Raw genomic sequence first — 25,121 nt, 5'->3', positions numbered from 1 at the left:
CGGCGAGACTGTCCCCGTGAGACACGTCATCGCCCTCGATGTGGGCGGCACCGGCATGAAGGCCGCCCTCGTCGGGGCGGACGGCACCCTGCTCCACGAGGCACGCCGCGCCACCGGGCGCGAGCGCGGCCCCGACGCCGTGGTCGAGACGATCCTCGACTTCGCCGCCGAACTGCGCGCCTACGGCCTCGAACGGTACGGCGAGCCCGCCGCGGCCGCCGGAGTCGCCGTCCCCGGCATCGTGGACGCCGCCCGCGGCATCGCCGTCTACGCCGCCAACCTCGGCTGGCGCGACATCCCGATGCGCGCGCTGCTCAGCGAACGCCTGGACTCCATCCCCGTCGCCCTCGGCCACGACGTCCGCACCGGCGGCCTCGCCGAGGGCCGGATCGGCGCGGGCAACGGCGCCGACCGCTTCCTCTTCGTGCCGCTCGGCACCGGGATCGCCGGCGCCATCGGCATCGGCGGCGCCATCGAGGCCGGCGCCCACGGCTACGCCGGCGAGATCGGCCACATCGTCGTCCGCCCCGGCGGCACCGAGTGCGGCTGCGGCCAGCGCGGCTGCCTGGAGCGGTACGCCTCCGCCTCCGCCGTCTCCCAGGCCTGGGCCGCCGCCTCCGGCGACCCGAAGGCGGACGCCGCCGACTGCGCCAAGGCCGTCGAGTCCGGCGACCCCCGGGCCGTACGGGTCTGGCAGGAGGCCATCGACGCGCTCGCGGACGGCCTGGTCACCGCGCTCACCCTGCTGGACCCCCGCACGCTCATCATCGGTGGCGGTCTCGCCGAGGCCGGGGAAACCTTGTTCACACCACTGAGGGCCGCGGTGGAGGAACGCGTCACGTTCCAGAAGCTGCCCGCCGTCGTACCGGCAGCCCTCGGGGACACCGCCGGATGCCTGGGCGCGGGCCTCCTCGCCTGGGATCTTCTCTCCCTCGACTCGGAGGTATCCGCCTGATGGCCGTTTCCACAGTTCTCGCCGGGGCCCGCGTGGTGCTGCCGACCGGGGTCGTCGAGAACGGACGGGTGATCGTCGACGGCGGTCGCATCGCGGGCTCCTCGCCCGCCGACGCGCCCTCGCTCGACCTCACGGGCCACTGGGTCGTCCCCGGCTTCGTCGACATGCACAACCACGGCGGCGGCGGAGCCTCCTTCACCTCCGGCACCGTCGAGGAGATCCTCACCGGCGTCCACACCCACCGGCTGCACGGCACCACGACCGTCGTCGCCTCCTTCGTCACCGGCGAGATGGACTTCCTCAGCCGCCGCGCCGGGCTGCTCTCCGAACTCGCCGAGCAGGGCGAGATCGCGGGCATCCACTTCGAGGGCCCGTTCATCGCCCCCTGCCGCAAGGGCGCGCACGACGAGACGCTGCTGCGCGACCCCGACCCGGCCGAGGTCCGCAAGCTCGTCGACGCCGCGCGCGGCCAGGCCAAGATGGTCACCCTCGCCACCGAACTGCCCGGCGGCATCGACTCCGTACGCCTGCTCGCCGAACACGGCGTGATCGCCGCCATCGGCCACACCGACGCGACGTACGAGCAGACCGTCGAGGCCATCGACGCGGGCGCCACCGTGGCCACCCACCTCTACAACGCGATGCCCGCGCTCGGCCACCGCACCCCCGGCCCGATCGCCGCGCTCCTGGAGGACGAGCGGATCACCGTCGAGCTCATCAACGACGGCACCCACCTGCACCCGGCCGCCCTGGAGCTGGCGTTCCATCACGCGGGCCCCCGGCGCGTCGCGTTCATCACGGACGCGATGGACGCGGCCGGCTTCGGCGACGGCCTGTACTCGCTCGGCCCGCTGGCCGTCGAGGTGAAGGAGGGCGTCGCGCGGCTCGTCGAGGGCGGCTCCATCGCCGGCTCGACCCTCACCCTGGACCGGGCGTTCAAGCGCGCCGCGACCATCGACAAGCTGCCCGTCGAGTCGATCGTCCAGGCCATCTCCGCCAACCCCGCCCGGCTGCTCGGCATCGACGACCGCGTCGGCTCCCTGGAGCCCGGCAAGGACGCCGACCTGGTCGTGCTCGACGCCGAATTCGACGTCAAGGGCGTGATGCGCAAGGGCACCTGGGTGGTTGAGCCCCACCTGGCGTGATATCGCCCCATCGGACGTACGGCGGTTGGCCCGGGGACTGGGCCAACCGCCTTCCGTTTGGCATGATCGGGGCGCGTTCCAGGCGCGGTTGCGCGGCTGTTCCACGAACTTTCGACCATGTACGGGGGTACGGCAGGTGATTCTCACGGTCACCCTCAACACGGCGCTCGACCTCACGTACCGCGTCCCCGCGCTCGTCCCGCACGCCTCCCACCGCGTCACCCAGGTCATCGAACGCCCCGGCGGCAAAGGCCTCAACGTCGCCCGCGTCCTCGCCGCCCTCGGCCACGAGACGGTCGCCACCGGCTTCGCGGGCGGCTCGACGGGCGAGCTCCTCCGCGCCCACCTGGCATCGAGCACGGTCGTCGACGCCCTGGTCCCGACCGCCGGAACCACCCGCCGTACCGTCGCGATCGTCGACACCGCGACCGGCGACACCACCCAGCTCAACGAGCCCGGCCCGACCGTCACCCCCGCCGAGTGGACGACTCTCACCGCCCGCTACACCGAACTCCTCGCCGACGCCGAGGCCGTCGCCCTCTGCGGCAGCCTGCCGCCCGGCATCCACGTCGGCGCGTACGCGGAGCTGATCCGTCTCGCCCGCGCAGCGGGCGTCCCCGTCCTCCTCGACACCAGCGGCGAGCCCCTGCGACGCGGCATCGCGGCCCGCCCCGACGTGGTCAAGCCCAACGCCGACGAGCTCGCCCAGCTCACCGGCTCCCGCGAGCCGCACCGCGCCACCCGCGACGCCCGCCGCCGCGGCGCGCACGCGGTCGTCTCCTCCCTGGGCCCCGACGGCATGCTGGCCGCCACCCCGGACGGCCTGTGGCGCGCCGCCCCGCCGTCAGCGGTCAAGGGCAACCCGACGGGCGCCGGCGACTCGGCCGTCGCGGGCCTGCTGTCGGGTCTGGTCGAGAAACTCCCCTGGCCGGAGCGGCTGATCCGCGCGGTCGCCCTGTCGGCTGCGACGGTCCTCGCCCCGGTGGCGGGCGAGTTCGACGGGACGGCGTACGAGGAGCTGCTGACGCGCGTGACGGTGACGGAGCAGGCGGAGGCGGCCTAGCGAAAAGCCCCGTGGAACCTGCCGGTTCCACGGGGCCTGACGTGCGAGCCGTACGGCTCAGAGCTCACCCTTGCTGATCTTCACCCAGTCGAAGATCACGTCGCACTGGTTCCCCTGCTCGCAGGAGAGCTTGATCGTGTTCTGACCCTTCTGGAGTGAGACCTGGGACCAGGTGGTCTGCCAGTTCTTCTCCAGGTTCGGGTCGGAGGAACCGATGAAGTTCTTCAGGTTCATCGGGTTCGTGTTCGCCTTGTCGTTGACGGTCACGGTGGCGTTGGCGTCCTTGGCCGGGACCGCGTACCGCACGTACATGCGGTAGGTGCCGGCCTCGGGCACCTCGGTCTGCCAGGTGGCGGACGAGCCGACCGCGTTGAACCCGGTCACGTAGGCACCGCCCGCGCCCTCCGCGCCCTTGATGTCCTTGGCGAGCGACGCCGAGCCGCCGAGCTTGAGCGTCGCCGCGTCCTGCTGGGGCAGCGGAGCCTGGGACGGCTCGGTGCTGGGCTCGTCGGACGGGGTCTCCTGGACCTGGGTGGACCCACCGGTCGGCTTGCCGCCCGCGGTGCCACCGTTGGGCTCGTCGCCGGTGTTGTTGAGCACGGCGGCCGTGATCCCTATCACGACGACCACGACGACCGCGATCGCGCCGATCAGCAGCCCCTTGGTGTTCGGTCCGCGACCGCCGCCACCGCCACCGCGCTGGTGCGGGATCGGCGACTGGCGGGTCTGCGAGCCCGGGTACGTCTCGGGCGCGGCGTACTGCGGGTGCGGCTGGCCGTACGCGGGCTGCTGCGGGACCTGCCCGGGGGCGCCCTGCGCACCCTGGCCGTACTGCTGCTGACCGCCGTACTGACGCTCGCCGACCGTTCTGACCTGGTTGTACGAGGTCCGGGGCACACCCGGCTGCGCGGCCGGTCCGGGGTAGCCGTAGCCACCGGCCTGACCCGGCGGCTGGGCGCCCGCCGCCTGACCGTCCGCGTACAGGTAGCCGAACGGATCGTCGTCCTCGGGCGTGTTCGCGCCGTCGTTACCGGCAGCCATCCCTGGTCACTCCTATCCATGCTCGCCAGCCGTCGCCGACCGGCCGAGCCTACCCCGAACGGGGAACCCGACGATCCGGACCTTGACAGGCGAGGGTGCCGCGTACCCCTATCCGGCGCGGCGGTGGACCTTGGCGCGGGACCGCTTCTCGATGTACATCCGCTGGTCGGCGGAGTTCAGGACCTCTTCGACGCTCATCCCGCACTCGGCCCAGCCGATGCCGAAACTCGCCCCGACCCGGACCGCCCGCCCGTCCACCCGGATCGGCGGAATGATCGCGTTGCGCAGCCGCACGGCGAGGTCGGCGGCGTCGGCGGCGCCGAGGCCGTCGGCGAGGACGACGAACTCGTCTCCGCCGAGGCGGGCGACGGTGTCCCCGTCGCGTACGCCGGTGGTGAGCCGTCGGGCGACCTCGATGAGGACGGCGTCGCCGGTGTGGTGCCCGAAGCGGTCGTTGATCGACTTGAAGCCGTCGAGGTCGCAGAAGAGGACCGCGAGCCCCTTCGTCCCGTCGTCGACGTCCCCGCCGGCCGGGGCCACGGTGTGGACGTGGTGGTCGTACGGGCCGGCCACACCGGGCCCCGCGTCGAAGCCGAAGCCGTGCTCGTGGCCGTACGGGGTGTCGTAGTCCGCCTCGGGGGTGGCGTGCGGGCGCTCGCAGAGCCGGGCGCTGAGCCGCGAGCGCAGCTCGGCGCTGTTGGGCAGGCCGGTGAGGGCGTCGTGCGAGGCGCGGTGGGCGAGCTGCAGCTCGTGGCGCTTGCGCTCCTCGATGTCCTCGACGTGGGTGAGGAGGAAGCGCGGCCCGTCGGCGGTGTCGGCGACGACGGAGTTACGCAGGGAGACCCAGACGTACGTGCCGTCGCGGCGGCCGAGGCGCAGCTCGGCGCGGCCGCCCTCGGCGGAGGTGCGCAGCAGGGTCCCTATGTCCTCGGGGTGGACGAGGTCGGCGAAGGAGTAGCGCCGCATCACGGAGGCGGGCCGGCCGAGGAGGCGGCACAGGGCGTCGTTGGTGCGCAGCAGGCGGCCGTGCTGGTCGCCGCCCATCTCGGCGATGGCCATGCCGGAGGGGGCGTACTCGAAGGCCTGCCGAAACGACTCTTCACTGGCGCGCAGGGCCTGCTGCTCGCGCTCCAGGCGGACGAGGGCGCGCTGCATGTTTGCTCGCAGCCGGGCGTTGCTGATCGCAATCGCCGACTGGGAGGCGTACATCTGGAGCGCCTCCTGACCCCAGGGACCGGGGTGCCGGCCGTTGCGCGGCCGGTCGACGGAGATCACGCCGAGCAGCTCGCGGCCGGAGCCGGAGGCGTACATGGGGGCGTAGAGGCGGTCGTGGGGGTGCCACTCGTCCTCGAAGCGGGGGGCGGGGCCCTCGGTGTGCCACTGCGGGACGTCGTCCTCGATGAGGACCCAGCCCTCGGTGTGCGGGATGAACCGCAGGTCACCCCAGGCGACACCCATGGAGAGGCGGCGTTCCCAGGAGGCGCGGGAGCCGACGCGGCCGGTGATCAGCGCTTCGGCGGCGGTACTGCCGGCGAAGGCGGCGACGACGAGGTCACCGTCGGGGCGGACGAGGTTGACGCAGGCCAGCTCGTAGTTGAGACCGGCGACGATGCCGTCGGCAACGGTCTGCAGGGTGTCCGCCAGACTGCGGGCTGTATTGAGGTCGGCCACGACCTGATGCAGCTGCCGCAGGGTCGCAAGACGGACGTACGGCTCCGACTCGGTCTCCATCGCTCGCTCTCCCCGAGACCTCGACAGCAACTCCAGGGGTTCTCATCGGCTCTTGTGCTGCATTGTCTCCGCCACTGAATCACAGCGAGCTGTGCACCCGGTACACAGGGTCAACAAATACTGGGCTCTGTGACTCAAGTCACAAGGGGCGCGCGGGGTCACGGACGGCGTTCTGGCGCGATTCCCTACCTTCTTGAACGCAAAGGGAACAGCGCGAGGCGCACACCGCCGGACGGCCCGGGGACGATGGTCCTAGGACCGGCGGGGGTGCCGGGACTGGTCCCGGGGCCCGATGCGGGGGGCGTGGGCCGGAGCTAGCGTGCGAGTGTGCTGACGACGACGCCCTCCCCGCCCCCCACCTCGGATCTGGCGATCCCTCATGCTGAGGGGGTGAGCAACGACGAGTTCCGGGCGGCGATGTCCCGCCTCGCGGCGGGCGTGATCCTGGTGACGGCCCACGACCCCGACGACGGCCCGCGCGGCGAGGACGTCGGGATGACGGCGACCGCGTTCATGTCGGTCTCCCTGGACCCCCCGCTGGTCCTGGTGAGCCTGCGCAACGGCTCCCGCATGGACGACCTGCTCGCGGAGGTCCCGGTGTGGGCGGTCTCCGTCCTCTCCGAGCAGCAGCGCGTCATCGCGGGCCGCTTCGCGATGAAGGGCCGGGTGAGCGACCGCCTGCTCTTCGCGGACGTCCCGTACACCCGGGGCGGGGAGAGCGGCGCGCCGCTCCTGACGGGCGCTCTGGCGACGCTCGAATGCCGTACGGAGAACCGGGTGGTGGCGGGCGACCACACCCTGGTGGTGGCCCGCGTCCTGACGGCGACGGTCCCGACGGCGACGGAGGACACCCCGCTGACGTACTTCCGAGGCAAGTACCGCCGCTTGACGTGACCTCGCGTCATGTCAGGGGCACGCGTCGGGTCAGCCCCACTCGCGCCCCTGCGTGACCTCACGGCAGGTCAGGGGCGCACCGCGGGTCAGCCCCAGCGCAGCCCTGGCGTGACCTCACGTCACGTCGCAGGCCCACGTCGGTCAGCCCCAGTCGCGGCCCTGCCGTCCCCGCTTCGTCTCCGAGCGCTGCTTCTTCACCCGCAGCCGACGCTCGTTGATGCCCCGTGGAATCTTCGTCGCCCGCCGGGGCTTCGGCGGCGGAGCCGTCGCCTCCGCGAGCAGCGCGGCCAGCCGGACCGCCGCCGTCTCCCGGTTGCGCCACTGCGAGCGGTGCTCCGACGCGCGGACCGTCACCACCCCGCCGACCAGCCGCGAGGCCAGCCGTTCGAGGGCGCGCGCCTTCCACACCTCGGGCAGCGCCTCCGTCGACGCCAGGTCGAAGCGGAGCTCCACCTGCGAGTCGCTGGTGTTCACGTGCTGCCCGCCCGGCCCCGACGACCGCGAGAAACGCCACATGAGCTCGGCCTCGGGAAGCGAGACGGAGCCGCGGATCAGATAGGGACCGGACATACGTCCATGTTCCCTGGACGGGCTCCCGCACGTCATCCTGTTTTCGCACGCGTTTCGCACGCTGGAACCGGCGGGCCACCGTCCGCGTTATCCCGTGTGACGACGCACGACATCACGAAGGCACGAAGAAAGGGACTTCCCATGGCTGTAAGCCTGTCCAAGGGCGGCAACGTCTCCCTGACCAAGGAGGCTCCGGGCCTGACCGCCGTCACCGTGGGCCTCGGCTGGGACGTCCGTACCACCACCGGCACCGACTTCGACCTCGACGCGTCCGCGATCGGCGTCGACAGCGCCGGCAAGGTCGCCTCCGACGCGCACTTCGTCTTCTTCAACAACAAGGCGACGCCGGACCAGACCATCGTCCACACCGGCGACAACCGCACGGGCGAGGGCGGCGGCGACGACGAGCAGATCAACGTCAACCTGGCGGCCCTCCCGCCGAACGTCGACAAGATCGTCTTCCCGGTCTCCATCTACGACGCGGTCAACCGCTCGCAGAACTTCGGCCAGGTGCGGAACGCCTACATCCGCATCATCAACCAGGCCGGCGGCGCCGAGATCGCCCGCTACGACCTCTCCGAGGACGCCGCCGTCGAGACCGCGATGGTCTTCGGCGAGCTCTACCGCAACGGCGCGGAGTGGAAGTTCCGCGCGGTCGGCCAGGGGTACGCCTCCGGCCTGGAGGGCATCGCCCGCGACTTCGGCGTCAACCTCTGACGTAGAGACGTCTCCGAGGTGGGGACGTAGGGTCGACGTACGGATCCCCGGACCCTCAGGAGAGCCCCGGCACGCTCGTCGTGCCGGGGCTCTTTTCCGTGCGCGCCCCCGACTCGAACGGAACCGTGACCTCCATGTCCTGAGTCCGTAACGGCCTGTCAGGACACGGATGTCCGCGATCCGGCCAGGGCAGAACCGAACGGACCAGCGCACCAATCAAGCCACGCGAAGGTACACGGGGGTTACCATGCGCACTGCTCGCTCCACCAGGTGGAAGACCTGCACCCTTGGGTTCGCGGCCGTCGCCGCGCTCCTCTCCTCCACGGCCTGCCAGTCCGGCGACACGGACGACGCCAAGAAGCCCACCGCGTCGGCGACTCCCTCGTCGAGCAGCCCGTCCACCGCGACGCCGTCATCCGGCACCCCGGGCGCGACGGCCTCCAAGACTCCTGAACCGACCGCCCCCGCACCCACCAGGTCGGGCGAGGGCGGCACGACGGGCGTCGTGGCCTGCAACGACAACGACCTCTCGATCGCCACGTCGGTCTGGCGGCAGGACTCGGGCCAGCACCTCCTCATCACGGCCACCAACTTCACCGACAAGGCCTGCACCCTCTACCACTACCCGCGCATCGGCTTCGGCGCCCACATCGAGGGGCCGCTCCCCGCGATGGGGCCCAAGCCGAAGGCGCTCGCCACGATCGGGCCGAAGCAGAAGGCGTACGCGGGCCTGTTCCTCTACCGGGGCAGCGAGAAGACGATCGCCGTGGAGGCGGTGTCCATCGGCTACCAGGACCGCGTCCTGGGCACCAACGACGACGTCGCGATGCTCGACGTCGCGTTCTCCAAGGAGATCGGCTTCCTCAACGTCGGATCCAACGCCAAGGTCACGTACTGGCACCGCGACCGGGGCGCGATCGAGGACATCCTCTTCAGGTCGGGCTCCTGACGGCCTGATCGAGAGGGCACGGCCCGGGTGTGGTCAGGGCTGCGCCGGCTTCCCGTCCCCGTACAGCCACACGTCCCACACGTCGTCCAGGTCCTCACCCGCCACGTCCTCCACGTAGGCGGTGAAGTCGGCGGTGGAGGCGTTGCCGTGACGGTGGGTGGCCGGCCAGCCGGCCAGGATCTCGCGGAACGTCTTCTCGCCGACCCGCTCGCGGATCTTGTGGACCACCATCGCGCCCCGCTGATACACGGGCGGGTCGAAGAGGTTCTCGGCGGCGGGCGGTTCGGCTGGCGGGAACGCCCAGTTGGCGTCGGCGTCGAAGGCCTCCTGGAAGCTGAGGCGCGCCGGGACGTCCTCGAACTCCTCCGCGTACAGCCACTCCGCGTACACGGCGAAGCCCTCGCTCAGCCAGATGTCCTGCCAGGTCTTGGGCGTGACCGAGTTGCCGAACCACTGGTGTGCCAGCTCGTGCGCGAGGATCTCCGGCGTGAACGCGTCCAGCGGGAGGACCGGCCGGGTCTGCGTCTCCAGCGCGTAGCCCGCGTCGCCGGGCCGCTCGACGACCGCCCCGGCGGCGGAGAAGGGGTACGGCCCGAAGGTCTTCTCCTGCCAGGCGAGGAGCTCGGGGATACGTTCCAGCAGCGGCGCGCTCCGCGCGGCGACCGTCGGGTCGGCGGCGGTCAGCACGGGCAGCCCGGACGGGGTCGCCGACACCTTCGTCTCGTACCGGCCGATGCCCACGGTCGCGAGGTAGCTCGCCATCGGCTCCGCGACGTGCCAGACGGACGTGGTCCTGCCGTTCGCGGTCCGCTCGGAGGTCCGGACCCCGTTGGCGACGCCCTGCGTACCGGCCGGGACGGTGAGCGTGATGTCGTACGCCGCCTTGTCGACGGGGTGGTGGTTGCCGGGGAACCAGGCCATGGAGCCGGTCGGCTGCCCGAGCGCGACCGCGCCGTCCGCCGTACGCAGCCAGCCCTCCCGCGAGCCGTCCGGGTCGGTGATCGTCTCGGGCACGCCGGAGTACGTGACCTTCGTACGGAAGACCTCGCCCTTGTCGATGTCGTCGCGCGGCCGGAGCGTCAGCTCGTTCCCGGCCCGGTTGACGGCGGCCGGGGCGTCGTCGACGGAGGCGGAGCCGACGGTGAGACCGGCGAGGTCGAGGTTGAAGGCGCTGAGGTCCTGGGTCGCGCGGGCCGTGATCATGGCGGTGGCGTCGAGCCGCCCGCGCTTCGGGTCGTAGCGCAGGTCCAGCGCGTAGTGGCTGACGTCGTAGCCGCCGTTGCCGAGCTTGGGGAAGTACGGGTCGCGCAGCCCGGCCGCGCCGGGTGTGCCGTGCACGCCGCCGATGTCCAGGCCGCCACCGCTCCCGCCGTCCACGCCGCCGGCGGTGCAGCCGGCGAGCACGAGCAGCCCGGCGAGGGCGGTCGCCAGGGCGGTTCGGCTGCGTACGTCCACGAATCGATCTTAGGCGGGGGTACGCGCAGGGCGCCGCCCGACGGGGTCCGGGCGGCGCCTCTCGTGGTGGCCGTTCTCGCGGCTGCCGTACGGCTTACTTGTTCAGCGCCGCCACGCCGGCCTGCGCGAACTTCTCGTCCAGGTCGCCGCTCGGGGCACCGGCGACGCCGATACCGGCGATCGGGGCGCCCTTGACGGTCACCGGGGCGCCACCGGCGAGGAACAGCGTGCCGGGGATGTCCTTCAGGTTCGGGGCCTGGGCGAGACGGCCGGCGAGCACGGAGGTCGGGGCGTTCCAGGAGACGGCGGTGAACGCCTTGCGCTCGGCCGACTCGTAGGACTGCGGGCCGGCGCCGTCGCCGCGCAGGGTCACGATGGTGTTGCCGTTGCGGTCGACGACGGCGACCGAGACGCGCTGGTTCTCGTCCTCGGCGGCGTCCAGGGTGGCCTGCGCGGCCTTGGTGGCGGCCTCGATGGTGAGATGCGTGGTCTGCTGGAGGTTCTCGTTCGACGCGTCGGCCTTGGCGGCGACGGCGGGCGCGGCGGCCGGGGCGGAGGCGTTCGCGGAGACGGCGCCGAAGGTACCGGCGGCGAGGACGGCGGCGGTGGCGGCACCGAAGACGATCTTCTTGTTCATGAGGGCTCCTTGAGGCTGCGGCGTGGTCGGCCGAGGCAGTGGTCGAGGCGTCCGGCGCCGTCCGTCTCGGGCGGCCGGTTCCTTCGCTCTGCCATCGATCCTCCGCCCGGTTCCGGGCCCGTACGGTCCACGGACCGGCTGCCGCCGTCGCGCATGATGGACGACGGGGGTGTCAGCCGATCGGTTGATGCCCCTCTGGTCCTCCCGGGCCAGGATGGCTACGTATCCCCAGGCCAGAGGAGTTCGAGTGACAGCGCCCCCACCGGAAGCGCACGGGCACGAGACCCCGGCCCCGGGCGCGGGCACCGCGCCGGGGAGACGGGCGCCCGACCCGGACCGGGCCGCCGACCGGGGCCCGGACACAGACCCGGCCCGGACGACCGACCGGGACACGGACCGGGGCCCCGGCACCGCCCCGCCCCCGCCGACCGGCCCGGACACGAACCCCGCCGCCGACCCGGACTCGTACTGGCTCGCGCGGGTCATGCACGTCGCGTTCTTCCTCCTCCTCGGCGCCTCCCTCGCCCGCTTCCTCCTGCGCCACCCGTGGGCGGACCGCAGCCCCTGGATCGTCGCGCTCTCCGGCACACTCGCCGCCCTCTACCTCCTCGGCCCCGTGCTCGGCACCCGTGCCACCCCGCGCCGGATCGCCTGGCTGGTCACGGTCGTCGCCGTCTGGATGGTCCTGGTGCTCCTCGCGCCGAGCTTCGCCTGGTGCGCGGTGCCGCTCTTCTACACCGGCCTGCGCACCCTCCCGCCCCGTGCGGCTCTCATCCTCGTCACCCTCCTCACCGCCTTCGTCGTCATCGCGCAGGTCCAGCTCTCCGACGACGGCTTCGACCCCAACCTCGTCATCGCCCCGCCGGCCGTCGCCGCCATCGCCACCGCCGTCTTCGTCCACGCCCAACGCCAGGCGGACCGCCAGCGCGCGCTGATCGACGACCTGATCCGCACCCGGCGCGAACTCGCCGCGACCGAGCGCCGCGAGGGCACCCTCGCCGAACGCCAGCGGCTGTCGATGGAGATCCACGACAGCCTCGCGCAGGGCCTGTCCAGCCAGCAGATGCTGCTCCAGGCGGCCGAACGCACCTGGGACAGCGACCCCTCGACCGCCCGCCGCCATGTCCGTACCGCCGAGTCCATCGCCGAACGCAACCTCGCCGAGGCCCGCCGATTCGTCCACGACCTCGCCCCCGCCGACCTCGCCGAGGGCGGCGGCCTCCAGGAGGCGCTGCGCACGGTCGCGGGGCGCGAGTCGGCCGCCTTCCGGGTCGACGGCGTACCGGTCCCGCTGCCCGAGCGCGTGCAGTCGGCGCTGCTGCGCATCGCGCAGGGCGCCCTCGCCAACGTCCGCGAGCACGCCTCCGCCACCTCCGCCGCCGTCACCCTGACCTACCTCGACGACCAGGTCGTCCTGGACATCGCCGACGACGGCCGCGGCTTCGAGCCGTCGACACCGCGGGACGGCAGTGGCGGTGGTGGCGGAGGCGTACGCGGCCACGGCCTGCCCGCGATGCGGGTGCGCGCCCAGCAGCTCGGCGGCACGCTCACGGTGGAGTCCACTCCCGGCGAGGGCACGGTGCTCTCCGCCGCCATCCCTCTGGAGGTCCGCTCGTGACGGCACGGACGACGGTTCGGATCCTGCTCTGCGACGACCACGCCGTGGTCCGCGCCGGCCTGCTCGCCCTGCTCGGCAGCGCCGACGACATCGAGGTCGTCGGCGAGGCGGGCAGCGGCGAGGAGGCCGTCGCGATGGCCGCGAAGATGCGCCCGGACGTCGTCCTGATGGACCTCCAGCTCGGCCCGGGCATCGACGGCGTGGAGGCGACGCGCCGGATCGCGGGCGCGGGCACCGGCGTGCACGTCCTGGTGCTCACGACGTACGACACGGACGCCGACGTCACCCGTGCCATCGAGGCGGGCGCGACCGGGTACCTCCTGAAGGCCGAGCGCCCGGAGGAGCTGTTCGCCGCGATCCACTCGGCCGCCCAGGGCCGTACGACCCTGTCGCCACCGGTCGCCAGCCGGGTCATGGACCGGATGCGCGGCGCGGCCGGGCCGACGCTCACCGACCGCGAGCGGGACATCCTCGGCCAGCTCGCCCACGGCCTCGGCAACCGCGAGATCGCCCGCGCGCTCTTCATCAGCGAGGCGACCGTGAAGACCCATCTGGGCCGGATCTACGCGAAGCTCGGTGTGGACACACGTGCGGGCGCCGTAGCCGTGGCAAAGGAACGGCGTCTCCTCCCCTAGGGGGTGTCTCGCCGATCATGCCGGGCTCCCGACGCCCCAGGACGCCGCTCGCTGATCCGGCCTGATCGACGAGACACCCCCAGACTGCTACCCTGCGTAGCCGTTCCATCGCAGGGTGTCAGTCCGTCTCGTTGTTGAGTGGGAGCGCGCGTGAAGATCGCCTGCGTCGGCGGTGGGCCCGCCGGCCTGTACTTCTCGATCCTGATGAAGCGGCAGGACCCGTCCCACGAGATCACCGTCTACGAACGCAACCCGGCCGGCTCCACCTACGGCTGGGGTGTCACCTACTGGGCCGGGCTCCTCGACAAGCTGCGGGCGGGCGACCCGGAGTCGGCCGACGCGATCGGCGCGGCCTCGGTCACCTGGACGGACGGCGTCGCGATCGTCCGCGACGAGCGGACCGTCCACCGGGGCGACGAGGGCTTCGGCATCGGCCGGCGCCGGATGCTCGCGCTCCTCGCGGAGCGGGCGGAGGCCCTGGGCGTACGGGTCGAGTTCGAGCACGGCATCCCGGGCCCCGACGCCCCGGAACTGGCGGACGCGGACCTGGTCGTCGCGGCCGACGGGGTCAACAGCGCACTGCGCGAGGCGCACGCCGACCACTTCGGCGCCGAGATCGCCACGGGCCGGAACCACTACATCTGGCTCGGCACGACGAAGGTCTTCGACTCCTTCAGCTTCGCCTTCAAGGAGACGGAGCACGGCTGGATCTGGTGTTACGCCTACGGGTTCAGCGGCGAGCAGTCGACGTGCGTGGTGGAGTGCGCCCCGGAGACGTTCACGGGTCTCGGGCTCGACCGGATGGGCGAGGCGGACAGCCTGAACCTCCTGGAGAAGCTCTTCCACGACCTCCTGGACGGGCAGCAGCTGATCGGCCGCGCCCAGGACGACGACGCGGCCCAGTGGCTGAACTTCCGCACCCTGACCACCCGCGCCTGGCACCACGGCAACCTGGTCCTCCTCGGGGACGCCGCCCACACCACGCACTACTCGATCGGCGCCGGCACGACCCTGGCTCTGGAGGACGCCCTCGCCCTCGCGGACGCGTTGCGCGGCACGACCGGGACGAGCGGCACGACCGGAACCGGCGCCCCCGACGCCCCCGTGGCCCCCGACGCCCTCGACGCCGCGCTCACGCGCTACGGCAGGCGGCGGCGCGCGGAGCTGCTCTCGGCGCAGAGCGCGGCCCGCTACAGCGCCCAGTGGTACGAGAACCTGCCCCGTTACATGCGGCTGCCTCCCGGCCAGATGTTCGCGCTGCTCGGCCAGCGCCACTCGCCCCTGCTCCCCCACATCCCGCCGCAGCTCTACTACCGGATCGACCGCGCCGCGGACGGCCTGGAACCCCTCCGCCGCCTGAAGCGCTGGCTCGGCCCCCGCCTGGCCCGCACCCTCCACGCGAGATCACGCGGCTAGACGGCCAAGCCCTCCAGGCGCCCGCACACCCGGACGGGACCGGCCCCCGTCCGTGCAGGGGCTCGGGGCCCTCCCGTACCGCAGCGCTCCCGGCCTCCCCCCTCCGCCGCCACTCACGTGCGTCCCCCCTCCCCGCCCGTGGGAGCATCGTCTCCGTGCTCGACATCGGCTACTCCCTCTCCCGTCGCTTCCCCGACCCCCCGCAGACCGACTACCGGCGCGCGGACGTCCACGCGCTGCGCCACGACCTCTTCTGCGGGGACGTGTACCTCGCCGACCCCGCGTCCGACCGCGAGGTGTCCACAGCCTGGGGATGGGTGCCGGTGCTCGACTTCGCGTGGGCGCTGTGCGACATCGTCGAGCAGCTGGACCGCGACCCGCGCGGCAGCCGGTCCTCGCAGCGCCAGTACGCCGAGCTCGACTTCACCGAGTCCTCCGACCTCATGCTCTTCGAGCGCCGCTTCGGCTGGGTGGACGTGGAGGCCGACTGGATGCCCGGCGACGAGCCCCCGCTCACCTTCAGCCACCGCGAACTCCGCCGCGAGGCCCGCGACTTCCTGCACGACCTCGTCGCCGACCTCACCGACATGCACGAGGGCCTCGGCGACAACCCGGTGATCTGGGACCTGCAGGCCCGCTTCCCCCGCCTTCCCTGACGCCACGGCCGGAGGTCAGTCCTCCACCCGCGCCCGCCAAGGCGTCCACACCCCGCGCGATCTCCAGCCGAGCCACCGCCCGCAGGTCGACGTCCTTCATCCGTCCACCGCGCAGTCCCGCACCGCGCAGTCCAGGAACCGGGCCCCCGCCCCGCTCTGCCCCGCCAGGTCGAGCCCCTGGAACTCCAGCCCGTCGTCATCCCCGTCCGGCTCCAGACCTCCCCCCTCGTACGCCACCAGCGGCGGCAGCCGCACCTCCGCCCGCCGTGCGGCCGCGGTCCTCTTCCTGCCCGTCGTCATGTCCCCATGGTGACGTGCGCCACTGACAACGCCCCGATGTCACATCCGGCACCCCCACCGCCGTCCCCTCCGTACAGCAACCAGCACGACCCGAAGGGGCACGCCATGCAGCGACCGAACATCACCGTCATCGGCGGCGGATTCGCCGGGCTCACGGCGGCGATCACCGCCGCCGAGGCCGGCGCCGGAGTCACCCTCCACGAGGCCCACCACACCCTCGGCGGACGGGCGAGGACCGCCGAGGGCCCGTACCGGACCAACGAAGGACCGCACGCGGTCTACCGCCGCGGCCCCCACTGGACCTGGCTCGCCCAGCGCGGCCTCCTCGGTCCGCTCGCATCCCTGCCGCCCCGCGAAGCGGTCCGCTTCCGCATCCACCACGCGGGCGTACTGCGCCGCACCCCGCCGCTGCGCTTCCTGCGCCACACGCTCCGTACGGCGGAACAGGCCCCCGTCGACAGCGACTTCCTCACCTGGGCCACGCGGGTCGCCGGCCCCGAGGTGGCCGCCCAGGCCGCCGCGTACAGCGGGGTCGCCCTCTTCCACCACGACCCCGGCGCGCTCTCGGCCCGTTTCGTGCAGGAACGGCTGCACCGGGCCGCCGCGCTGCCGCCCGAGGCGAAGTACATCCGGGGCGGCTGGGGGCGGCTCGTGGAGCGGATGGCGGCGCGCGCCCGGGAGTTGGGCGTACGGATCGAGACGTCGTCCCGGCTCGACGAACTGCCGGTCGCCGAAGGGCCGGTCGTCGTCGCGACCTCGCTCGCGGCGGCGGCCCGGCTCCTGGGGGACACGAGCTTGCGCGGGGAGAGCGGCCGCACCGTCCTGTTCGACCTGGCGCTGCGCACGCGCAAGGGCGACCCGTTCGTCGTCTCCGACCTGGACGCGCCCGGCTGGATCGAGCGCTTCACCGCGCAGGACCCCTCCCTCGCCCCGGCCGGCGAACAGCTGATCCAGGCCCAGCTCCCCATCGCCCCGTCCGCGTCCAAGGCGGACGGAGTGGCCCATGGCGAGCGGTTGCTGGACCTGGCTTTCCCCGGCTGGCGCGAGCGCGAGGTCTGGCGCCGGGAGGCGGTCTCCGGCGGCCGTACGGGAGCGGTGGACCGCCCCGGCACGACCTGGCGCGACCGGCCGGCGATCGACCGGGGCGACGGGGTGTACCTGGTGGGCGACGAGGTGGCGGCGCCCGGAGTGCTGGCGGAGGTCTCCTTCACGAGCGCGGTCGAGGCGGTGTCGCTGGCGCTCCGCACGAAAAGCCTTGACCTCAAGTCTGCTTGAGGTCGGAGGCTGTACCCGTCGCCGAGCACCAGACGTCACCGGCGACATAGACGGCCCAGACGGCCCAGACGACCTAGACGACTGACGACGATCCATCGGGGAGTTCACGATGCACGCGATCCGCCTCCACGCCTTCGGCCCGGCAGAGAACCTCACGTACGAGGAGGTCGCGGACCCGGTCCCCGGCCCCGGTCAGGTACGGATCGCGGTCGCCGCGGCCGGGGTCCACCTCCTGGACGCCGCGCTGCGCATGGGGCACACCGGCCCGTTCCCCGCCCCCGCCGAGCTGCCGACGATCCCCGGGCGTGAGGTCGCCGGCACGGTGGACGCGCTCGGCGAGGGCACGGACCCGTCCTGGCTGGGGCGGCGCGTGGTCGCCCACCTGGGCATGGCGCCCGGCGGCTACGCGGAACTCGCCGTGGTGGACGCCGCGAAGCTGCACGCCCTGCCGGACCACCTCGGCGAGCCGGAGGCCGTCGCGATGATCGGCACGGGCCGCACCACGCTCGGCATCCTCCAGTTCGCCGACCTGGGCCCGGACTCGATCGCCGTCGTCCCGGCGGCGGCGGGCGGCATCGGCACCCTCCTCGTCCAGTACGCGAAGAACGCCGGCGCCACGGTCGTCGGCCTCGCGGGCGGCCCCGAGAAGGTGGCCCGCGTGCAGGAGAACGGCGCCGACCTGGCCGTCGACTACAAGCTCCCGGACTGGCCGGAGCGCGTGCGGGCGTTCCTGGGCTCCCGGACGGCGACGGTCGTCTTCGACTCGGTCGGCGGCGACACGGGCCGCGCGGCGGTCGACCTGCTGGGCAAGGGCGGGCTGCACCTGGTCTTCGGCTGGTCCAGCACAGGCATCCACGAGGGCGAACCCCTCACCTTCACGGAGGAGGAACTCGCGGCCCGGGGCATCACCTCGGAGTCCGTCCTCGGCCCGGCGATGCTCCAGAAGGCGGGCGGCGACATCCGCAACCTCGAACTGGCCGCCCTGTCCGCCGCCGCGACCGGCACCCTCCGCCCGACGGTCCACCCCTTCCCTCTCTCCGACGCGGCCACGGCCCACCGGGCGCTGGAAACCCGGGGCACGATCGGCAAGGTGGTCCTGATCCCGTAAGGAGCAACACCCACACACGAGGGCGGCCGCCCCGGACCACCGGGCAACGGCCGCCCCTGGATCACCCGGATCACCCGGCGACAGCCACCTACTCCTGCGAACCGAGCGCCGCCAGCGCCTTGTCCGTGAGGCGGTACACCGTCCACTCGTCCTGGGGCCGCGCGCCCAGGGACTCGTAGAAGTCGATCGACGGCGTGTTCCAGTTCAGGACGGACCACTCCAGACGCTCGTAACCCCGCTCCACGCAGATCCGCGCCAGCTCGGCCAGCAGGGCCTTCCCGTAACCGCCGCCACGGCTCGACGGGCGGACGTACAGGTCCTCCAGGTAGATGCCGTGGACGCCGCGCCAGGTCGAGAAGTTCAAGAACCACAGGGAGAAGCCCACCGGTTCGCCCTCGGGGGTCTCCGCGATGTGGGCGTAGGCAGCGGGGCGGGGGCCGAAGAGCGCCTCGTGGAGCTGCTCGGGCGTCGCACGGGCCTCGTGCAGGGACTTCTCGTAGTCGGCGAGTTCGCGGACCATCGCGTGGATCACGGGCACATCGGCAGGTGTGGCGGTACGAATCATGGCCCCAGCCTGCACCGCGCCGACCCGCCCCCACCAGCCCTCCACGTCAGCCCGCCACACCGGCCCTCCGCCCGCCCACAGCGTCAGCCGCCTCACCAGCCGCCCGGATCCCGGCCAACCCGACCACGCCCCCACCACGCCCCCGCCAGCCCCCCACCGGCCCACAGCGTCAGCCCGCCTCACCAGCCGCCCGGATCCCGGCCAACCCGACCACGCCTCCACCACGCCCCCGCCAGCCCTCCACCCGCCCACCCGAGCGAGGTCAACGCCGCCCACCCGAGCGAGGTCAACGCCCGCCGCTGCCCAGCAGGACCCGGGCGATGGCGACCTGATCCGGGTCGAGCGCCGGCTCGCCGTCCTCCACGTCCCACAGCCCGTTCTGCAACACCCGCCCCAACGTCCACGCCCGCGCCCGCTCCCGGTCCAACCCCAGCCGCTCCGTCAGCAGGTCGAACCGCCACCGCGTCCCGGCCACCGGATCCGCGTCCCACAGGTCCGTCAGCGCCGGCAGCAGATCGAACCCCGGGTCCCCCGCCAGCGGCTTCGGGTCGATCGCCAGCCACGGCTCGCGCTCCGACGCCAGGATGTTGTCGTAGTGCAGGTCCCAGTGGAGCAGCCGGTCTCCCGGCTCGCCCATCACCTCCCGTACCGCCGCCGCGCAGTCCCGCAGCAGGGCCGCGTCCTCCGCGCCGAGCCGGGTCGCCGCCTCCGGCGTGTCCGCGACCATCCGCGCCGCGATGTCACCCAGCCCCCGCAACCCCTCAGGCGCCGGTACGGCGACGAGCCGCGCGAGCAGTTCCCCGAGGATCCGTACCGCCTCCCGCGCGTCCCCCAGCGCCGACAGATGCCGGCCCTCGTCCAGCCGCTCCAACAGCATCGTGCCGGTCTCCGGATCGTCCGCGAGCAGCCGTACGGCCCCGGCTCCGTCCCAGATCCGCAGCGCCGTCGCCTCGCCGGCGCTCTCCTCGTCGAGGAGCTGCATCTTCAGGGCCGCGTGCGTACCGTCCGAGGCCCGGGTCACCGGCAGCACGAGCGACGCCGCCCCGTACATCGAAGGCCCGGTCACCCGCAGCCCCCACCGGTCCAGGAACTCCCGTGCCCGCCCGGGCAGCGCCGCGACGAACGCCCGCCCCGCCTCACCGTTGTACTGCGCCTGGGACGCCGCCAGTTCCGCCGGAATCTCGATCACAGGACAACGCTACTCACGCGCGTGGCACGGCACACGCAAGTAAAAAGGGGTCCTTTCGACGCAGCGGTACGGCAACGAAATCCGCAGCCCCGAACGCGGACGCGGGCAGGGCACCGCCATCCCCGCCGAAAGACCCGTATCCCAAGGCGCAAGGCGCCCACCCATCCAGTAGCCTCCCGCCCATGGTCAGCAGGAGCAGCACGGTCAACGGCGGCATCTCGTTCTGGTACGCGCAGGAGGGCACCCCCGCCCCGCGCGAGCCCCTGCCCGGGGACGCCACGGCCGACGTCTGCATCGTCGGCGGCGGATACACCGGCCTGTGGACCGCGTACTACCTGAAGAAGGCCGTCCCCTTCCTCAACATCACCGTCCTGGAAGCCAAGTTCTGCGGCTACGGCGCCTCCGGCCGCAACGGCGGCTGGCTCTACAACGGCATCGCCGGCCGCGGCCGCTACGCCAAGCTGCACGGCCACGAGGCGGCCGTCCGCCTCCAGCAGGCGATGAACGACACCGTCACCGAGGTCATCGAGGTCTGCGCGGCCGAGGGCATCGACGCCGACATCCACCGGGGTGGCGTCCTGGAGATCGCGCACTCACCCGCCCAGCTCGCCCGCCTCAAGGCCTTCCACGCCGTCGAGATCGCGTTCGGCGAGAAGGAGCGCGAGCTGTACGGCGCCCGGGAGACCACCGACCGCATCCGGGTCGCCGGCGCGGTCGGCTCGTCCTGGACCCCGCACGGCGCCCGCCTCCACCCGGTGAAGCTGGTCACGGGCCTGGCCGAGGCGGTCGAGTCCCTGGGCGTCACGATCCACGAGTCGACGCCGGTCACGGAGATCAAGCCGAAGCACGCGATCACGCCGTACGGCACAGTCCGCGCGCCGTACGTCCTGCGCTGCACGGAGGGCTTCACGGCTTCCCTCACGGGCCAGCGCCGCACCTGGCTCCCGATGAACTCCTCGATGATCGCGACGGAACCGCTCACCGAGGCCCAGTGGGACACGATCGGCTGGCGGGGCGGCGAAACCCTCGGCGACATGGCCCACGCGTACATGTACGCGCAACGCACCGCCGACGGCCGCATCGCGCTGGGCGGCCGGGGCGTCCCGTACCGCTACGGCTCCAAGACCGACAACGACGGCCGCACCCAGCCCCAGACCATCGAGGCCCTCCGCGACATCCTGGTCCGCTTCTTCCCGTCCCTCGCCGGCGTCGGCATCGACCACGCCTGGTCCGGTGTCCTCGGCGTCCCCCGCGACTGGTGCGCGACGGTCACGCTCGACCGCTCCACCGGCCTGGGCTGGGCGGGCGGCTACGTCGGCTCGGGCGTCGCCACGACCAACCTGGCGGCCCGCACCCTGCGCGACCTCATCCAACAGGACTCGGGCCAGTCGGGCCCCACCGACCTGACGGCCCTCCCCTGGGTCAACCACAAGGTCCGCAAATGGGAACCGGAACCCCTCCGCTGGCTCGGCGTCCAAGCCATGTACGCGGCCTACCGCACAGCCGACCGCCAGGAATCCACCACCCACACCCCCACGACGTCCCCCATCGCCACCTTCGCCGACCGCCTCTCGGGCCGCTAGCGAGCCCCGCCCACACGAAAGGGCCGACGCGGGGAACCCGTCCGCCACGCCGGCCCTCGCCATGAGCCCCCTCGGTGTTCCGTGGACACGGCTGACTTGGACATCTCGCGGTGTCGTAGGCACCTGACAGGATCACGCACGTGACAGCCACCGAAGATCTCGTTGCCCGCGTAGCGGCGAAGGCCAGGGCCACATCCACGACGTTGCCTGGCGTCGCCAGTGCCGAGGAGGTGGCCTCGGCAGAGGCAGTTCTCGGGTTCGGGCTCCCCCCGCTGCTGGCGAGTCTGTATCGGGAGGTGGCCAACGGTGGTTACGGCCCCGATCACCAGCTTCTTCCACTGGTCGGGGCCGGGCGTACGGTGCTGAGCGAATACCAGTCCGAACGATCCGCCTCAGCCAAGGGAGACACTCCGTACTGGCCCGCGGGCGTGCTACCGATCCTCGACTGGGGCTGCGCCATGTACGCAGCAGTGGACTGCCTCAGCGATACCGCCGCGGTTCTGCTCTTCGAACCGAACGCCATGGAGGACGACGGAGCCGCCGCCTGGTTCGTCGACGCCGGGAGTCTGGCCGAGTGGCTCGAATCCTGGCTTGCCGGAACAGGTTGGTACCGGGAAGACGCCGATGAGGATGAAGACGTGGCAGAGCCGTTTCCCTGGGAGAGGGCCGCCTCCCGAATCGCGGAGTGAACGAACCACCCAGCCGACGCCGAAACTCGATGGAGCAGCTCCTCCCCGCGTCGGCATCCAGGGGGTTGGCGTCACCCGTAGATGTCGAAGACCCCCAACCAAGATCTGTTGAGGGTCTTCGCATGTCCTACGTGGAGCCCCCTGTCGGGTTCGAACCGACGACCCCCGCTTTACAAGAGCGGTGCTCTGGCCAGCTGAGCTAAGGAGGCAGCGAGTGCAGTGTATCCAACGTGCGCCCCGTCACGGTCGGAAATCTCACCGGCCCGGGAGTGCTGACAGATCCCGTCCCGCCAGGTAGCGTCGCCTGCAGTTCACCCAGGTGGACTAGACCTCAATCCTTCCTTTACTCGGATCGTCCGGCACGTTCCTGCCGGTGAAGGGACACATCACCATGGCTTCTGTCACGTTCGACAAGGCGACCCGGCTCTACCCGGGTTCCGACAAGCCCGCCGTCGACCAGCTCGAGATCGAGATCGAGGACGGGGAGTTCCTCGTTCTCGTCGGTCCTTCCGGCTGCGGCAAGTCGACCTCCCTGCGCATGCTCGCCGGTCTGGAGGACGTCAACGGCGGCTCCATCCGGATCGGTGACCGCGACGTCACGCACCTGCCGCCGAAGGACCGGGACATCGCCATGGTGTTCCAGAACTACGCGCTGTACCCGCACATGACCGTCGCCGACAACATGGGCTTCGCCCTCAAGATCGCCGGCGTCAACAAGAGCGAGATCCGCGCCAAGGTCGAAGAGGCCGCGAAGATCCTCGACCTCACCCCGTACCTGGACCGCAAGCCGAAGGCGCTCTCCGGCGGTCAGCGCCAGCGTGTGGCCATGGGGCGTGCGATCGTGCGTGAGCCGCAGGTCTTCCTCATGGACGAGCCGCTGTCCAACCTCGACGCCAAGCTGCGTGTGTCCACTCGTACGCAGATCGCCTCGCTCCAGCGGCGGCTCGGGATCACCACCGTGTACGTCACCCACGACCAGGTCGAGGCCCTCACCATGGGCGACCGCGTCGCCGTCCTCAAGGACGGTCTGCTCCAGCAGGTCGACTCGCCGCGCAACATGTACGACCGCCCGGCCAACCTCTTCGTCGCCGGCTTCATCGGCTCCCCCGCCATGAACCTGGTCGAGGTCCCGATCACCGACGGTGGCGTGAAGTTCGGCAACAGCGTCGTCCCGGTCTCCCGTGACGCGCTCTCCGCTGCCGCCGCCAAGGGCGACACGACCGTGACGGTCGGCATCCGCCCCGAGCACTTCGACGTGTCGGGCGCCACCAGCAAGGAGGGCCTGGCCGTCTCCGTGAACGTCGTCGAGGAGCTCGGCGCCGACGGTTACGTCTACGGCTCCGCCCGCGTCGGCAGCGAGGACAAGGACCTGGTGGTCCGCGTCGGCGGCCGCGCCGTCCCGGAGAAGGGCTCCACGCTGCACGTCGTGCCCCGCCCGGACGAGCTGCACGTCTTCTCCACCTCGACCGGTGAGCGTCTCTCCGGCTGAGTGGTCCGTGCTGCCGAACGGCCCCGCATCTGTTGCAGATGCGGGGCCGTTCCCCCATGTCGACAAATACCCCGGCAACAGAGCCAATTCGGACACCGTCGTCAACACGGGAATCGAAAAGCCGCGTCGAACCATCCCCCGCGAGAGTGACTAAATGTCGCCATATCTTCACTGGCCGCTACGCTCGCCTGCGTGACCCACACTGCCCGCCGAATCGGCCGCTCTCTCGCCCTCGTCCTGCCCGTTGTCCTGGTGCTCTCCGGGACGCTCGCGGTGTCCGCCGTCCCGTGGGCCGGCCAGGGCTCCGACACCCAGATGCTCACCGCATCCTCCGAGGACGTCTCCGTCCCCGCCAAGTCCCGCGCCCCGCAGGATATTCTGCGCGACCGCCTCCTCGCAGAGCTTCAGGAGAAGGACCCCGGCACGGCGTTGACGCACCTCCAGCGCGAGGTTGAGAACAGCCCCTCGCTCGCCAAGCACTGCATGTCCATCGCCCGCGCCCTCGGCAAGGCCGCCGTACGCCACTACGGCCCCACCCGCGCCCAGTCCTACTCGCGCCCGGTCTGCGACACCTCGTTCGCGACCGGAGTCATGTTCGCGAGCTGACGCCGCGACCCTGAACGGCTGCCTCACGAGGTACGCATATCGTTCGCGGTATGGAAACCTCCCCGACGCAGGCCGTGGTCCTGGCGGGCGGCCAGGGCTCGCGCCTGCGCCCGTACACCGACGACCGCCCCAAGCCGATGGTCGAGATCCCCGGCACCGGGACCCCGATCATCGGCCATCAGCTGTCCTGGCTCGCCGCCGAGGGCGTGACCGACGCGGTCGTGTCCTGCGGCCATCTCGCCGAGGTGCTCCAGGACTGGCTCGCCTCCGCCGATCTTCCGCTGCGCGTGAAGACCGTCGTCGAACCCGAGCCGCTCGGCCGCGGCGGCGGCCTCAAGTACGCCGCCGCGCACCTTCCCGAGCCCGCACAGCCCTGGTACGCCACCAACGGCGACATCTGGACCCGCTTCTCCCTGCGTGAGATGGCCGCCTTCCACGCCGAACGCGACGCCACCGCCACCCTCGCCCTCGCCCGCCCCCGCATCCCGTGGGGCGCCGTCGAGACCGACACCTTCGGGCACATCACCGACTTCATCGAGTCGCCGCCGTCGCCGTACCTCATCAACGCGGGCGTGTACGTCTTCTCCGCCGCGTTCACCGAGCTCCTCCCCGACCGGGGCGACCACGAGCGCACCACCTTCCCCCGGCTGGCCAGGGAGCGCCGCCTCGCGGGCTTCCCGCTGCCCCAAGGGGCCTACTGGCGGGCGATCGACACCGCGAAGGACCTCACCGAGGCCGCGAAGGAGCTGGCCGCTCAGAGGGCCTGAGAGCCACGCGTACGCGCGTCAGGGCGCCGTCAGGCAAGCAGGGCAGCTCGGGCGAGCGCAGGGCAGCG

At 72.2% G+C, this 25,121-nt stretch carries 24 protein-coding genes, 1 tRNA gene and 1 pseudogene; 17 read left to right on the top strand and 9 right to left on the bottom strand.

What is annotated here, in order from left to right; genetic code table 11:
- Positions 1-16 precede the first annotated feature (16 nt).
- From ACWF79_RS02940 to ACWF79_RS02930, 3 genes are all read left to right on the top strand, one after another.
- On the top strand, positions 17-955 hold the full coding sequence (locus ACWF79_RS02940; protein WP_453726278.1) for an ROK family protein: 939 nt from the start codon (positions 17-19) through the stop codon (positions 953-955).
- Entirely contained in the window at positions 955-2,100 is a 1,146-nt protein-coding gene (gene nagA, locus ACWF79_RS02935; RefSeq protein WP_453726277.1) for an N-acetylglucosamine-6-phosphate deacetylase, read from the top strand. The genes ACWF79_RS02940 and nagA overlap by 1 nt, the downstream gene beginning before the upstream one ends.
- 136 nt (positions 2,101-2,236) lie before the next feature.
- Entirely contained in the window at positions 2,237-3,163 is a 927-nt protein-coding gene (locus ACWF79_RS02930) for a 1-phosphofructokinase family hexose kinase (protein WP_453726276.1), read from the top strand.
- Between the two features lie 57 nt (positions 3,164-3,220).
- Here the strand turns inward: ACWF79_RS02930 and ACWF79_RS02925 are convergent, their stop codons facing one another.
- Both ACWF79_RS02925 and cdgB read right to left on the bottom strand, forming a co-directional pair.
- Positions 3,221-4,204 (bottom strand): CBM35 domain-containing protein, encoded by a 984-nt coding sequence (locus ACWF79_RS02925; RefSeq protein ID WP_453726275.1) that lies wholly within the window; start codon positions 4,202-4,204, stop codon positions 3,221-3,223.
- Between the two features lie 108 nt (positions 4,205-4,312).
- Entirely contained in the window at positions 4,313-5,935 is a 1,623-nt protein-coding gene (gene cdgB / locus ACWF79_RS02920; protein WP_453726274.1) for a diguanylate cyclase CdgB, read from the bottom strand.
- A gap of 327 nt (positions 5,936-6,262) precedes the next feature.
- On the opposite strand from cdgB, the gene ACWF79_RS02915 reads away from it, so the two are divergent.
- A complete protein-coding gene (locus ACWF79_RS02915; RefSeq protein WP_453726273.1) occupies positions 6,263-6,829 on the top strand; it encodes a flavin reductase family protein in 567 nt (188 codons plus the stop codon).
- A 141-nt stretch (positions 6,830-6,970) separates the two neighbouring features.
- Here ACWF79_RS02915 and arfB read toward each other — a convergent pair whose 3' ends face one another.
- The gene (gene arfB, locus ACWF79_RS02910; protein WP_362420396.1) at positions 6,971-7,399 is read right to left on the bottom strand and encodes an alternative ribosome rescue aminoacyl-tRNA hydrolase ArfB; all 429 of its coding nucleotides are present in this window, start codon (positions 7,397-7,399) and stop codon (positions 6,971-6,973) included.
- A gap of 141 nt (positions 7,400-7,540) precedes the next feature.
- Here arfB and ACWF79_RS02905 point away from each other — a divergent pair, with 141 nt between their 5' ends.
- Together ACWF79_RS02905 and ACWF79_RS02900 are read left to right on the top strand one after the other, a co-directional pair.
- Entirely contained in the window at positions 7,541-8,116 is a 576-nt protein-coding gene (locus ACWF79_RS02905) for a TerD family protein (RefSeq protein WP_453726272.1), read from the top strand.
- Between the two features lie 247 nt (positions 8,117-8,363).
- Complete coding sequence (locus ACWF79_RS02900; protein ID WP_453726271.1) at positions 8,364-9,065, top strand: DUF4232 domain-containing protein; 702 nt, start codon at positions 8,364-8,366, stop codon at positions 9,063-9,065.
- 33 nt (positions 9,066-9,098) lie between these two features.
- On the opposite strand, the gene ACWF79_RS02895 is transcribed toward ACWF79_RS02900, so the two are convergent.
- Positions 9,099-10,520 carry a M1 family metallopeptidase gene (locus ACWF79_RS02895; protein ID WP_453726270.1) on the bottom strand — a complete coding sequence of 474 codons (1,422 nt, stop codon included), beginning with the start codon at positions 10,518-10,520 and terminating at the stop codon, positions 9,099-9,101.
- A gap of 94 nt (positions 10,521-10,614) precedes the next feature.
- Positions 10,615-11,157, bottom strand: coding sequence for a GlcG/HbpS family heme-binding protein (locus ACWF79_RS02890; protein ID WP_453726269.1), 543 nt, complete (start codon positions 11,155-11,157; stop codon positions 10,615-10,617).
- 484 nt (positions 11,158-11,641) lie between these two features.
- Between ACWF79_RS02890 and ACWF79_RS02885 the strand changes: the two genes are divergently transcribed.
- The 4 genes from ACWF79_RS02885 to ACWF79_RS02870 all read left to right on the top strand — a co-directional run bounded on the left by ACWF79_RS02885 (position 11,642) and on the right by ACWF79_RS02870 (position 15,482).
- Positions 11,642-12,775 carry a sensor histidine kinase gene (locus ACWF79_RS02885; protein WP_453726578.1) on the top strand — a complete coding sequence of 378 codons (1,134 nt, stop codon included), beginning with the start codon at positions 11,642-11,644 and terminating at the stop codon, positions 12,773-12,775.
- Complete coding sequence (locus ACWF79_RS02880; RefSeq protein ID WP_453726268.1) at positions 12,772-13,410, top strand: response regulator; 639 nt, start codon at positions 12,772-12,774, stop codon at positions 13,408-13,410. Before ACWF79_RS02885 ends, ACWF79_RS02880 begins: the two co-directional genes overlap by 4 nt.
- A gap of 150 nt (positions 13,411-13,560) precedes the next feature.
- Positions 13,561-14,826 carry an FAD-dependent monooxygenase gene (locus ACWF79_RS02875; protein ID WP_453726267.1) on the top strand — a complete coding sequence of 422 codons (1,266 nt, stop codon included), beginning with the start codon at positions 13,561-13,563 and terminating at the stop codon, positions 14,824-14,826.
- A 155-nt stretch (positions 14,827-14,981) separates the two neighbouring features.
- Positions 14,982-15,482, top strand: coding sequence for a hypothetical protein (locus ACWF79_RS02870; protein ID WP_453726266.1), 501 nt, complete (start codon positions 14,982-14,984; stop codon positions 15,480-15,482).
- A gap of 102 nt (positions 15,483-15,584) precedes the next feature.
- On the opposite strand, the pseudogene ACWF79_RS02865 reads toward ACWF79_RS02870, so the two are convergent.
- Positions 15,585-15,782, bottom strand: a pseudogene (locus tag ACWF79_RS02865) (pentapeptide repeat-containing protein); the annotation flags it as partial.
- Between the two features lie 105 nt (positions 15,783-15,887).
- Here ACWF79_RS02865 and ACWF79_RS02860 point away from each other — a divergent pair.
- Positions 15,888-17,057: an FAD-dependent oxidoreductase gene (locus tag ACWF79_RS02860; protein ID WP_453726265.1), complete on the top strand. Its 1,170-nt coding sequence runs from the start codon at positions 15,888-15,890 to the stop codon at positions 17,055-17,057.
- Positions 17,058-17,166: 109 nt separating this feature from the next.
- On the top strand, positions 17,167-18,165 hold the full coding sequence (locus ACWF79_RS02855; protein WP_453726264.1) for a zinc-binding dehydrogenase: 999 nt from the start codon (positions 17,167-17,169) through the stop codon (positions 18,163-18,165).
- A gap of 88 nt (positions 18,166-18,253) precedes the next feature.
- Here the strand turns inward: ACWF79_RS02855 and ACWF79_RS02850 are convergent, their stop codons facing one another.
- Positions 18,254-18,730, bottom strand: a complete 477-nt coding sequence (locus ACWF79_RS02850) for an N-acetyltransferase family protein (protein WP_453726263.1) — start codon at positions 18,728-18,730, stop codon at positions 18,254-18,256.
- A 286-nt stretch (positions 18,731-19,016) separates the two neighbouring features.
- Positions 19,017-19,919 carry an aminoglycoside phosphotransferase family protein gene (locus tag ACWF79_RS02845; protein ID WP_453726262.1) on the bottom strand — a complete coding sequence of 301 codons (903 nt, stop codon included), beginning with the start codon at positions 19,917-19,919 and terminating at the stop codon, positions 19,017-19,019.
- A gap of 182 nt (positions 19,920-20,101) precedes the next feature.
- Here ACWF79_RS02845 and ACWF79_RS02840 point away from each other — a divergent pair, with 182 nt between their 5' ends.
- Both ACWF79_RS02840 and ACWF79_RS02835 read left to right on the top strand, forming a co-directional pair.
- Complete coding sequence (locus tag ACWF79_RS02840) at positions 20,102-21,502, top strand: NAD(P)/FAD-dependent oxidoreductase (RefSeq protein WP_453726261.1); 1,401 nt, start codon at positions 20,102-20,104, stop codon at positions 21,500-21,502.
- A 140-nt stretch (positions 21,503-21,642) separates the two neighbouring features.
- Complete coding sequence (locus tag ACWF79_RS02835; protein ID WP_453726260.1) at positions 21,643-22,191, top strand: SMI1/KNR4 family protein; 549 nt, start codon at positions 21,643-21,645, stop codon at positions 22,189-22,191.
- Between the two features lie 132 nt (positions 22,192-22,323).
- Here ACWF79_RS02835 and ACWF79_RS02830 read toward each other — a convergent pair.
- Positions 22,324-22,400 (bottom strand) — tRNA-Thr (locus ACWF79_RS02830).
- Positions 22,401-22,582: 182 nt separating this feature from the next.
- On the opposite strand from ACWF79_RS02830, the gene ACWF79_RS02825 reads away from it, so the two are divergent.
- The 3 genes from ACWF79_RS02825 to ACWF79_RS02815 all read left to right on the top strand — a co-directional run bounded on the left by ACWF79_RS02825 (position 22,583) and on the right by ACWF79_RS02815 (position 25,053).
- Positions 22,583-23,680 carry an ABC transporter ATP-binding protein gene (locus ACWF79_RS02825; protein WP_453726259.1) on the top strand — a complete coding sequence of 366 codons (1,098 nt, stop codon included), beginning with the start codon at positions 22,583-22,585 and terminating at the stop codon, positions 23,678-23,680.
- Between the two features lie 192 nt (positions 23,681-23,872).
- The gene (locus tag ACWF79_RS02820) at positions 23,873-24,286 is read left to right on the top strand and encodes a hypothetical protein (RefSeq protein WP_453726258.1); all 414 of its coding nucleotides are present in this window, start codon (positions 23,873-23,875) and stop codon (positions 24,284-24,286) included.
- 50 nt (positions 24,287-24,336) lie between these two features.
- Positions 24,337-25,053: a nucleotidyltransferase family protein gene (locus tag ACWF79_RS02815; RefSeq protein WP_453726257.1), complete on the top strand. Its 717-nt coding sequence runs from the start codon at positions 24,337-24,339 to the stop codon at positions 25,051-25,053.
- Positions 25,054-25,121: the final 68 nt, after the last annotated feature.

This window comes from Streptomyces sp. NPDC054975 (assembly GCF_053609105.1).
The sequence above is the reverse complement of the archived record's forward strand: the minus strand, read 5'-3'. Positions and strand labels throughout refer to the sequence as shown.